This is a genomic window from Varibaculum massiliense (assembly GCF_900106855.1).
Classification (GTDB): domain Bacteria; phylum Actinomycetota; class Actinomycetes; order Actinomycetales; family Actinomycetaceae; genus Varibaculum; species Varibaculum massiliense.
This window is the reverse complement of record NZ_FNWI01000004.1, coordinates 658,925-670,071: the sequence shown is the minus strand read 5'-3', so window position 1 is coordinate 670,071 and position 11,147 is coordinate 658,925. Positions and strand designations below refer to the sequence as shown.

The 11,147-nt window shown below is 55.0% G+C and carries 9 protein-coding genes and 1 pseudogene; 8 read left to right on the top strand and 2 right to left on the bottom strand.

The features are described from left to right. The first annotated feature begins 1 nt into the window (after window position 1). Entirely contained in the window at window positions 2–874 is an 873-nt protein-coding gene (locus tag BQ5456_RS03010; protein WP_071128687.1) for a sulfite exporter TauE/SafE family protein, read from the top strand. 110 nt (window positions 875–984) lie between these two features. Here the strand turns inward: BQ5456_RS03010 and BQ5456_RS03005 are convergent, their stop codons facing one another. Continuing rightward, complete coding sequence (locus BQ5456_RS03005; protein WP_143037011.1) at window positions 985–3,858, bottom strand: hypothetical protein; 2,874 nt, start codon at window positions 3,856–3,858, stop codon at window positions 985–987. A gap of 130 nt (window positions 3,859–3,988) precedes the next feature. Between BQ5456_RS03005 and BQ5456_RS03000 the strand changes: the two genes are divergently transcribed. The 5 genes and pseudogenes from BQ5456_RS03000 (at window position 3,989) to BQ5456_RS02980 (ending at window position 7,535) form a co-directional block, all read left to right on the top strand. Continuing rightward, window positions 3,989–4,366, top strand: a complete 378-nt coding sequence (locus BQ5456_RS03000; protein WP_071128685.1) for a cold-shock protein — start codon at window positions 3,989–3,991, stop codon at window positions 4,364–4,366. Between the two features lie 28 nt (window positions 4,367–4,394). Further along, a complete protein-coding gene (locus BQ5456_RS02995) occupies window positions 4,395–5,168 on the top strand; it encodes a DUF3027 domain-containing protein (protein WP_071128684.1) in 774 nt (257 codons plus the stop codon). Window positions 5,169–5,379: 211 nt separating this feature from the next. After that, window positions 5,380–6,855, top strand: a pseudogene (locus BQ5456_RS02990) (NCS2 family permease). A gap of 177 nt (window positions 6,856–7,032) precedes the next feature. Beyond that, on the top strand, window positions 7,033–7,335 hold the full coding sequence (locus BQ5456_RS02985; RefSeq protein ID WP_071129900.1) for a BrnT family toxin: 303 nt from the start codon (window positions 7,033–7,035) through the stop codon (window positions 7,333–7,335). Continuing rightward, window positions 7,332–7,535 carry a PIN domain-containing protein gene (locus BQ5456_RS02980; RefSeq protein ID WP_071128683.1) on the top strand — a complete coding sequence of 68 codons (204 nt, stop codon included), beginning with the start codon at window positions 7,332–7,334 and terminating at the stop codon, window positions 7,533–7,535. The genes BQ5456_RS02985 and BQ5456_RS02980 overlap by 4 nt, the downstream gene beginning before the upstream one ends. 42 nt (window positions 7,536–7,577) lie before the next feature. Here BQ5456_RS02980 and serC read toward each other — a convergent pair whose 3' ends face one another. Beyond that, window positions 7,578–8,720 carry a phosphoserine transaminase gene (gene serC, locus BQ5456_RS02975; protein ID WP_071128682.1) on the bottom strand — a complete coding sequence of 381 codons (1,143 nt, stop codon included), beginning with the start codon at window positions 8,718–8,720 and terminating at the stop codon, window positions 7,578–7,580. Between the two features lie 159 nt (window positions 8,721–8,879). On the opposite strand from serC, the gene BQ5456_RS10675 reads away from it, so the two are divergent. Beyond that, a complete protein-coding gene (locus BQ5456_RS10675; RefSeq protein WP_071128681.1) occupies window positions 8,880–9,566 on the top strand; it encodes a metal-dependent transcriptional regulator in 687 nt (228 codons plus the stop codon). Between the two features lie 269 nt (window positions 9,567–9,835). Continuing rightward, the gene (locus BQ5456_RS02965) at window positions 9,836–10,558 is read left to right on the top strand and encodes a C40 family peptidase (RefSeq protein ID WP_083378326.1); all 723 of its coding nucleotides are present in this window, start codon (window positions 9,836–9,838) and stop codon (window positions 10,556–10,558) included. Window positions 10,559–11,147: the final 589 nt, after the last annotated feature.

The window sequence follows — 11,147 nt, the reverse complement described above, 5'->3', positions numbered from 1 at the left end:
CATGTTTTTAATGCTTGCCGCCGCCATCGGGCTATCAATCGGTCTGGTAGTGGGGGCGCTGGGCGCCGGTGGGGGAATGCTGTTTATCCCCGTGCTGGTGTATTTGCTGCGCTTTTCCCCGCACGAGGCGGCGGCTGCCTCTCTGATTATCGTGGGGCTTACCGCTATGGTTTCGCTCATTCCTCATGCACGTTCGGGCAATGTGCAATGGCGTAGAGGATTGCTCTTCGCGGTCTTTAGCGCTGCTGGATCCATCGGTGGATCTCGGCTGAACGCAATCACCCCTGGTAACTACCTGATGTTGCTGTTTGCGCTGTTAGCAGCGGTGGTGGCGGTGGTGATGACCCAGAAAGGATTAGCGACCAGGCGTCAGTATTGGGATGGAATCCGCGAAATTGTGCAGGAGGACGCCGGGGAGTCTCCCCAGCAAAACTTCAGCTCGGATGCTGACGCGGTTCCCGAGACCTCCGCACAAGTAGCAGCAGATAAAGTAGAGCAGCACGGTCCCGTAATCAAATGGGTACTGGCAGCGTTGGTTACTGGTTTCTTAACCGGATTCTTTGGAGTCGGCGGCGGCTTTGCAGTAGTGCCGGCACTGGTGATTTTTCTGCATCTTAATATGCGGCAGGCTGCAGGTACTTCGCTGCTGATAATGGTGATTTCCTGTGCGTCTTCGCTGCTCGCCAGGATAGGGACGCCCCTAAATATCGACCTGATATTAATAGCGGTTTTTGCGCTTACTTCGATGGTGGGAGGGGCGCTCGGCCCTATCCTTACCCGCCGGGCAAAAGAATACCGCCTAACTTTGTGTTTTGCTCTGTTACTGGCAGGTGTAGCCGTGTTTACCGCTTACGAGCAGATATTTCTGCTGTAACTTTAAAAACACCGCAGTCAATCCTCGGGGCTGATCCGTTTGCCATACCTGGCAATAGCAGATTCCGTAATGGAACCTCCCGCGTCTTGTAAGGAAAACGAATACTGAAACTAAGACCGCTTGGCCACATCATTTTCGGCGAGACGCAAAGCCTGCTCGGTTTGTTGTTTCGCGCGTTGTAATAGTCGCAAGGCTTCTTGGGTGTCGACGCTCCCCGGACGGTCTAGACGCGTTAAAGTACGATTCGCCAGGTCAAGCATGGTGCGGGAGGCTACTCCGACCTGAGCGGTATGTACCCCGATATAGTCATCTACAGCTGCCATCAAAATCGCAACCTGCTCGCTAAGCGGCTCCACCTTTTCTTCGAAGGTTAAGGCTTGCGTAACTTTTTCTGCCGCGCGGAGACCGGCTTCTTCAGCTCGAGCTTGTCGCGCGATTTTACGACCTTGCAGTAAGAGGTTCTCGGTGCGTACGGTAGCTTTCAGTACCTCATTTTCGCATCCTGCGCGATCCATGGTTTGCGCTTCTTCCAGCAGGTTCTGTGCTCGCGCCAATAATTTATGCGCCCCCATGACGTCCTCGCCGATGCGAGTGGCCTTTTGGGGATCATCCTTTTGGATACGCTCCACAATTAAGCGGCATCTGACCAATTCTTCCCGGCATTCAATAATCTGCCGTTCAAAGCTGCGAGTAATATCTGGCAGCGGAGTCTGCTGATGATACAGATTCGTAAAGTGAGTAATCTGATCGCGTAGCTCCCGTAAAGGTGCGGGCAGATTTCCGGCCACAATCTGTTGATCAACCGGACGCGACTGCAGCTGAGCGGTAGCGAACTCCGCAAATGCGGCGCGGACTGCATCTTGGGCACGTACTAGCGCTAAAGCGAAAGGCTGAGTGATGCTCTTTCCGAAGCGATCCTGCGCCAACGCCAGCTTGCTGGAACCTTTGCGAGCCCAGGAATCGGCCTGCCGCAAAACTTTCGTAAAGTCTGGTTGCGCGCCAGGCTCTGCCGGGCACTCTCTCGTCTTTTGCGGGGTTTGCGGAGCTGCATGTACAGAAGCTTGCGGAGCGGGCTGCGGAGCCACTTGCGGGGTTTCTTGCGGGACGGTCTGCGGTGCAGGTGTCGGCGCGGGATAAGAGGGCGCGGCGGGCTGCGGCTGCCTGGGAGCCTGCGAACCTTCGACTCGCGGAGGCGGGGCTGCCGTATGGGCAGATACCTGCGGGATTGTCTGTGGCGCTACCGGAGTAGTTGCTTGTGGAGCGGGCTGCGGAGCCACTTGCGGGGTTTCTTGCGGGACGGTCTGCGGTGCAGGTGTCGGCGCGGGATAAGAAGGCGCGGCGGGCTGCGGGCGGGGCGCCAGGGTATCCGGTGTCCTGACAGCAGTCTGAGATGCAGAAGCCGCCGGTTCAGCAGGAGCAACTGATGAAATAGGGGAGCCGCCCTGCGGGGTTTGCGGAGCTGCGAACGCTTGCCCCGGAATGGGTGAGGCTACCGGCGCTACCGCCTGCAGCGCGAGGCTGGAGGCAGTTGCCTGGGGGCTCAAGTCCGGCTGATAGCTGACGGGCTGACCTAGAGCGGGTGAGGGCTGCTTCTTTGCCTGTTCTTGACGGAAACGGCTCATTGCCTGGGCGCGGGCTTTCGCGCGGGCAATCTCATCACGGCGCTCTTGCCCATAGTCTTTAATTTGCGCGGCAGAAGTAACCTGAGTGTCATCGTCATTGGCTTGCGGTGGCAAGTAGGTAGTTGCTCCCGGATGCAAAACGGAACTGTGAGGTTGAGGCGCGGATGCGCGCGGTGAAGGCGAGGTTTGCGCCGCTGGAGGAGTCGCTGGAGCAGCGGTAGCAGCTAACGGAGATGAAGCCGGCGGTTGTGCTGGCGGCACCGGCGATAAACCGGGAGCTACTGTTTGAGGGGCGGGCGCTACGGGCTGAGGCTGCGGCATAGCCGGTTGCGTGTGCGCCTGAGGTACCTGCGCCTTTGGTGCTTGTGCTTGTTGTTGTTGCGTCACCGCGGACTGCTGTACCTGCGGTTGCGCCTGTGTCACCTGAGGTTGGAACTGCTGCGGCTGCTGTACAGCTGGCGTCTGGGACACTACCTCCTGCGGAGAATGCGGAGATTGCATAGCGGAGTGAGCGCTGCCGGTAGTCCCGGCAAGTGCCTGGGAAGCAGCTTTCGTCCTAGCTAAAGCAATTTGATCTAACTCGGCTAGGGAAGGAACTTTGCCTGGCCGGGCGTCCTCCTCGCCAGTTTCCGCTTCACTATCGGCAGAAACCGAAGATGCCGGGGCAGTCGGTTCCCTGGTAGCCGGGGTTGATGGAGCCACCGGGCTGGATACCGCCTGGGAGGTCAAAACATCCGGTTGCTCCTTTTCTTCAATGCGTTCCTTAGCTTTACGGCGCGCTTTCAGCATCCGGGAAAGTACCACGATTACCACAATCAGGGCAATCAGGAAGGCAATCATTGCCCAGGGGGCGACCGCTAGCCCCGACCCCATTTCCGGCGCTTTCGCTGAGAGCGCATCTAGGTACGCCAGCACCGCCTCGGGATATTTTTGCTGATTAAGCAAGGGAACCATTTTATCGGAGGCGATGGCAGATAATTCCTCTTGGGAGAGTTTCGCGGCATTATCTGCAGAAGCCAAATACATAGTCTGATTAGGGTTATCAGCCACTATTGAGAGCATATAGGAGCCCTGGGGGGCGCCCGATTTTTGCAGCGCCATTAAATTCCAGTTACTGACGGTGTCATTGGAATACTCTGAGGGGAATGCCACATAAACATGCAGCCCAGAGCGATCTAAAGATGCCAGGCGCTCTTTTACTTTCCCCGCCTGCGACCCCATTTTATTTCCCGGATCATAAAGATGATTGGAAATTTTAGGCGGATCTTCGGCGTAAGCAACATTTCCAGTGACCATAAAACTGGCAAAAAGCGCAGCTAGAAGCACTATTGTCAGTAAACTGGCTTTCTTTAAGACTCTCACTTAAGTTTCTCCCTAACTAATGTGGATAGCCCGGAGCAGATTAAATCCCCACTGTGCATTATCATAGGCAAAGAAGTGGGTTGCATGTTGCTTCATGTAACCTAGATTAAGAAAAAGTAGGGAGAAATCAGTGCCAACCGGAAAAGTTAAGTGGTTTGATGCCGACAAAGGGTTCGGGTTTATCACCGCAGAGGACGGCTCACAGGTGTTCTTACACGCCAGTGTATTGCCAGCTGACACTAAACCTCCTACTCCGGGAACCCGAGTCGAGTTCTCAGTTGCCGACTCGCGCCGCGGTCCCCAAGCCCTATCGGTAAAGATCTTGCAGCGCACGCCCTCGGTAGCAAAAAATTTGCGGCGTAAACCCAAGGCCATGGTGCCGGTAGTCGAAGACCTGATTAAGTTATTGGACGCCTCCTCCGGGCATTTGCGGCATGGACGCTACCCGGATAATGGTGCGAAAATCGCGCAGCTGCTGCGGGCAGTTGCCGATGATTTCGATGCCTAGCGGCGGCGGTGAACTAAGAAAGACGCACATGAGTGAAACTACCCGGCGTAAAACCGGAAAAGCGGATAGTCTCCTGGCGGGCGCGGTAGACATTGCCCGCGAAGGGCTTGCCCCCATAGCGAAACCGGCAGAAATTGGCGAGCATTTGGGCGCCACTAGCGAAGGTGAACGCCTGGTTACTCACAGTTTTGAATGCTTAAAGCCCGGTTACCGCGGCTGGCATTGGGTGGCGGTTTTGGCGCGAGTACCTCGGGGACGCAAAGCCACAGTCTGCGAAATCGACCTACTTCCGGGCGAGGACGCATTGCTGGCGCGCCCCTGGGTGCCTTGGGCAGAGCGGTTGCGTCCTCAAGATATAAAACGCGAGGACGTGCTGCCTTACGTACCCGATGACGAACGCCTCGATCAGTCCTACGCGGATACGAACGCCGAAGACTTAGATCGGCGCACCCTCGAGGAACTGGGGCTGGGGCGTCCTCGGGTGCTGTCTGCCTGTGGCCGCGCGCAGGCCGCCAAACGTTGGTATCACTCCGAACAAGGCCCGGCACGACGGGGTATGACCCGGAAGAAACTACCGGAAAATACCTGTTCAACCTGTGGATTCTTGCTAAAAGTGGCAGGCAGTATGCGCACTATGTTCGGGGTATGTACCAATGAATGGTCGGTCGACGACGGCCGCGTAGTGTCTATGGATCACACCTGTGGTTCCCATTCGGAAACTGATGTCAAAGTGGATACTTCGCCTTGGCAACCCACTCCTGCCCGTCTAAATGAGCTGGACGTGGAACAGGTGGAAATCTAGGGGACTAGAGGCTCTGGCTGAAGGCGGGGGGCTGTGTTTGCGTCCTAGATATTGCCCGCTAGTGATTAGGTCTAGCGGCTTTGACATGGTGGCTAGTGAACTTCCGGCGGGACTAGGAAATCTGGCTGAAATTTGCAAATAAGTTGCAGATAGCGGTCAAGATTGGAAAAACCCTGGGAATCTCCCGATAATAAGCCTGTAAGTAACTTCTATGCCCCTGGTGGCGGATTGGACAGTTATCTTGTCTTCTCAAGATACGGCGAAAAAGTCGGATAGTTCCTTAGATCGTTTCTTTAAAATCTCGGAAAGGGGCTCTACCGTTGGGCGGGAAATCCGCGGCGGCCTGGTCACTTTCTTCGCGATGGCCTATATTTTGGTGGTTAATGCCGCGATTTTGGGGGTGGCGGCTCCCAAAGATATTAGCCAGTCCGCAATCGCGGCTGGCACCGCCCTGGTCGCCTGCGTAATGACCCTGCTGATGGGGCTAGTCGCAAACTTCCCTCTGGCATTGGCCTCCGGTATGGGGCTAAACGCCGTGGTGGCTTTCACTTTGGCTAACCCCGAGGCTTTAGGACTTAGCTACCAGGAAGCTATGGGGCTAATCTTTTGGGAGGGTGTGGCCATCACCATCCTGGTGCTGACCGGTTTTCGCGAGGCCGTGTTCAAAGCGGTTCCGGCCCAGCTAAAAACTGCGATTAGCGTAGGCATCGGGCTATTTATTGCGTTTGTCGGTCTGATTAATGCCGGGATTATTCGTCCGGGTGGCACTCCGGTACAGCTGGGGGTGAACGGCTCCCTGGTGGGCTGGCCGGCTTTGGTATTCTGCGTTGGTCTGATTGTGATCATTGTGCTTTATATCCGCAAGGTGCAGGGCGCGATTCTTATCGGGATTGTGGGAGCCACCGTTTTGGCTTTCATCGTGCAGGCTTTCGCCCATTTAGGCTCGCGCGCGGCCGATGAAAAGGCCGTGTCTGCATGGGCCTCTAACGTGCCGCAACTGAAAGGTTCCCCGGTTTCCCTACCTGATTTTTCCACTATTGGTGCGATTGACTTCTTCGGTCCCTTCACCAATCCCCACACCACCGCGGTGGGAGTGGTGCTGCTAATCTTCTCGCTGATGCTCGCGGACTTCTTTGACACTATGGGAACCATGGTGGCCGTAGGCGCGGGCGCCAACCTGCTAGACGAGAACGGCAATCCCCCCAAGACTCGCGAGATTCTGCTGATTGACTCGCTTTCGGCCATGGCCGGGGGACTCGGCGGGGTTTCCTCTAACACTTCCTTCGTGGAGTCGACCTCCGGGGTGGGCGAGGGCGCACGCACCGGTTTGGCTTCGGTAGTCACCGGGCTGCTGTTTGGGGTGTCTATGTTTATCGCCCCGCTCGTGGAGCTGGTACCTGCCTAGGCGGCCTCGACCGCCCTGGTGTTCGTAGGCTTCCTAATGATGGTGAATGTCCGCGATATCGAGTGGACGCGTGCGGACGTGGCGATTCCCGCCTTCATGACCATCATGATGATGCCGTTCGCCTATTCGATTACCGTCGGTATTGGCTTCGGTTTCATCACCTACGTGGTGGTAAAGATTGCCTCCGGACGGATTTCACGGATCCACCCCCTGATGTGGGTAGTCTCGATCCTGTTCGTAATCTACTTCTGCTTAGGTCCCATCCAATCCCTGCTGTCGTAAAGCAGGTGAGGCAAGAGCCTTAAGAAACCAAATAGTCCGTGGGAGTGGCCAGGAGCTGCTCCCACGGACTATTTGCTTTTAAAAAATGGGTGCTAGCCCTAAAAACTTGGGTTAAGACGGCGATAAATCTCAACTAAAATCCTGGCGAAACATGTATCTCATATGTATGATATCCATATGGATATAGAAAGTTATCTAAGCTTCGAATGGGATGATGCCAAAGCCGCAATCAACCAAGACAAGCACGCGGTAACTTTCGAAGAAGCCACAGAGGCTTTTGGTGATCCCTATGCGCGGGTAATCGACGACCCCGATCATTCGCAAGATGAAAAGCGATTTGTACTGATAGGTCTGAGCATGTCGGCTCGGGTTTTAACCGTCTGCCACTGTTTACGAGGACGAGGGAGAATTATCCGCATAATCTCTGCGCGGAAAGCAACAAAAAACGAGGAAAAGCAATACTGGAGGTGTCGACAATGAGAAAAGAATACGATTTTAGCGAAAGCCGCGTTAATCCCTATGTGGAACGTTTACGCAAACCGGTCACTATAAATCTCGATGTTGCCAACATTGACTATTTTAAGTCAGAGGCTGCGCGTACCGGAGTTCCCTATCAAACCATTATCAATATGTATCTGACAGAGTGCCGCACTCAAGATAAACACCTGGTATTTGCCTAGCGGTGCAGGTAGCTGCGCTAGGGTGGGAAGTGTGAGCCTGGGTTACAGGCGGTCGATTACATAGTCTAGGCAGGCGGTTAGCGCCTGGGTGTCGGCCACTTCCACATTGGGGAAGCATGCAACCCGAATCTGGTTGCGCCCCAAAGCGCGGTAGGGATCAATATCCACAATCCCGTTTGCGCGCAGCTGCGCAATCACCTGGTTGGCATCAATATCGTGGAAATCAATCGTCACCACTACCGGGGACTGTTCTTCCGGGTTGGACACGTAGGGGGAAGCGTCCGGGTGGGAACGCGCCCATTCATATAGCACCGCCGAGGACGCGCGGGTGCGTTTTTCCATTGCCTCCAGACCGCCCTCGGCTAGCATCCATTTCACCTGGTCTTCCCATAAAATCAAGGTGGCAATCGCCGGAGTGTTTAAGGTCTGGTTCTTAACCGAGTTCTTTAACGCCACTGAAAAATCCAGTATCGGCGGAATCCAACGGCCGGCACCCGGGTCTGCTTTGATTTCTTGCGCCCGTTCCTGAGCGGCCGGGGAAGCGAGCGCTACCCACAGCCCGCCCTCGGCGGCGAAACATTTTTGCCCCGAGAAGTAATAAACGTCGGTCTGTGAAATGTCGACCTGGATTCCCCCGGCAACCGAAGTGGCATCTACCAGGTTTAATCCGCCTTCAACGCGCTTTACTGGGCTGAGGGCGCCGGTAGAAGTCTCGTGAGCGGGATAGCAATAGGCATCGATTCCCTCTTGTCCGCCACGCAATAGTGCGATTTCGCTGCTGGTTTCTAGGCCCTGCGTCCTCGCCGATACGCCCCCGAGCTCTAGATAGGGGTCTTTAAGGTGAGGAGCCCCGCTGACGGTTTCCGCAAACTTAGCGCCGAAGGAGCCGAACACCGCATGCGCGGAACGCTCCCTAATTAAAGAGGACGCCGCTACCGCCCAAAAAGTAGTGGCGCCGCCATTACCGAGTACAACCTCATACCCGTCCGGGAGGGCGAATAACTCTTTTAGCCCGTCGCGTAGCGAACCTACCAGGTTTTTAACCGGTGTCTGCCGGTGCGAGGTGCCGGGCAGATTGCTGGCGGCAACTTTCGCAAGGGCAGTTTTTCTTATTGAGCTGGGTCCGGAGCCAAATTTCTTATTTTTGGGCAGTAAATTTTGGGGAATGCTGACAAAGTTTTCCATAGAGAAAACCTTACTCTAGGTGCGTAAACCGTTACTAATCCGGTTTGAATGTCATTAGAAAATGTTGGCAAGCATAAAAAATTGCAGACAATCGAGTTAGCCTAAGAGAGGATAAGCGCGGCGATAGCTCCCGCGCAAGGAACGGCGTTAGGGGCATTGATGGGTGACCTGGTTGATACTACCGAAATGTATCTGAAAACTGTCTACGAGATGCTCGAGGACGGGGTGCCGCCCCTGCGGGCGCGAATCGTGGAACGTCTGGATCATTCCGGTCCCACGGTTTCTCAGACGGTGGCGCGTATGGAACGTGATGGTTTGCTGTTTGTGGCTGATAATCGCCAGATTGAATTCACTGATAAGGGTGCAGAGCTGGCGCGGGAAGTAGTGCGTAAACACCGTCTCGCGGAACGCTTACTTTTGGATCTGATTGGCCTGGATTGGGTGATGGTCCATGATGAGGCTTGCCGCTGGGAGCATGTGATGTCTAATGCTGTGGAGATGCGGCTGCTTGATTTGTTGCATCATCCTTCGACTGACCCCTACGGCAACCCGATTCCCGATACCGAAAGCGATTTGCTGGGGCCGGGGATGTCCGCTGCGCAGATTGTGGAACAATACGGCGGCATTGTGGCCACTAAGGTGGTGCGGATTGGTGAGCCTTTGCAGGCACAACCGCGGATGTTGGCTTTCTTCGACGAGGCAGGTATTTTGCCTGGTAACGAGGTAAATCTGCAGCCACAAAATGACCAGGTGGCGGTTATTGGGGTCGACACGGAAAAAACTGTGTTACTTGACACTTCTTTGGGGCAGCACCTGTTTGTCGAAGGGGTCTCCGAGCAGAATTAAGCCTGTTTAAGAGAGCTTTTACCCTGCGGAAACGCATGGTCTTTGCGACTAATTTTACGGTTCTGAGGGCGCGTGTTTTTGTGGGGCTGACCACTTAGACGTCGGGGCGCTCCGAAAGATTAAAAAACTTTCGTAACCAAAACGTGACATTCCGTTACCGAAGCATTATATTTAGATACGACCAATCGGTTAGGACGGTTTCCTGGGTAGCTCCCAGTTAGCCATCTTGATCGGCCAGAGAATTTTTGACTGTCAGGAGAACCCTTATCGTGACTCAGAAACTGCAGGCGCGTCACCGCGCTCCGAGCCGTCCCTCCACTCCGGTTTCCCAGTTTGCCCAGTCGTTCTTTTCCTCCGAAAACGGCAAGCGCCTATCTGCGCTGGCCGGCTCGGGAGTTGCGCTAACGGTAGTAGCGGCCGCAGCCGTTCCCGCTAGCGCCGATGCCACTGCTGCTAAGCGGGCTGCGACCTCGGTTAATGCGGCTGAACTGGCTAAAGGCACCGTTGAAAAACTGACTGTTAATGCGGCTGTTTCCTCTGAGGTGGACAAAGTTGCTCAGGCTGCCACCTCTGCTCAGGTAAACACCCCCGCTCCGGCAGCACAGCCCGCACAAGGTTCTTCCTCGCAATCTTCCTCCTTCGTAGGGCGCGATTTGGGGCCTGCCGACGGCACTGTGGTGGGAATCGCGATGCAGTATCAGGACGTTCCTTACGTATGGGGCGGTTCGACTCCTAGTGGTTTTGACTGTTCTGGCTTTGTCGGTTACGTTTATCGTCAAGTCGGAAAGTCGCTACCTCGTACTGCCAATGCTATTGCTGCTGCTGGCACTAAGCTGCCGCTCAGCCAGGCTCAGCCCGGAGACATTCTGTGGCATAACAATCACGTAGCGATTTATATCGGTGGCGGAAAGCTGATTCACGCCCCCAAACCTGGTGAGCGTGTAAAAGTAGCCCCGATTTACTCCTCGGCTTTCCAGGTCATCCGTTTTTAGTTATTTAGTTTTTGAGGATTGTGACCCGAGGTGACCCCTCGGGTCACAATCTTTTTTAGCTATTCACATCTGCTTTCTTTCCAGTTACTTATACTTCCCAGTCGCTGGCGGGTCTTTCTATTCCGGGAGAGCCATCGTGTCTCCATTGTGTCTCCGGAGGGTCTATTTGCGCGCGGGGGGCGATTCTGTACCTGGCGGATGTTTTTGCGTGCGGAGGGTGATTCTGTCGCACAAATTGCCTGTTGATGCATCTGCACCTGACGTTTCCGCCCTCCAGAGACAAAATCACCCTCCGACGTTAGGCAATCCCTCTTTCAATCCTTCTGCTTTCGGGTATTAACCCCTGTTTTTTATCGCGCTGGCGGGTCTTCCTGTCTCGAGGGGGGTGTTTAAGAGGCAGGATCTTTCTATCTCGGGAGGTTATTACTGCGTCGAGAGGGTCTTTCTGCGCGTGGAGGGCGCAAATGCCGCGCATATTTCCTGTTTGCGTGCATTGCCCCAGCATTTCCACCCTCCAAACGCTTAGATAGGGCAGATATCTAACTATCAGTAGGGAGGGTATCTGCTCGGCTTTTATAAAGCGTGACGT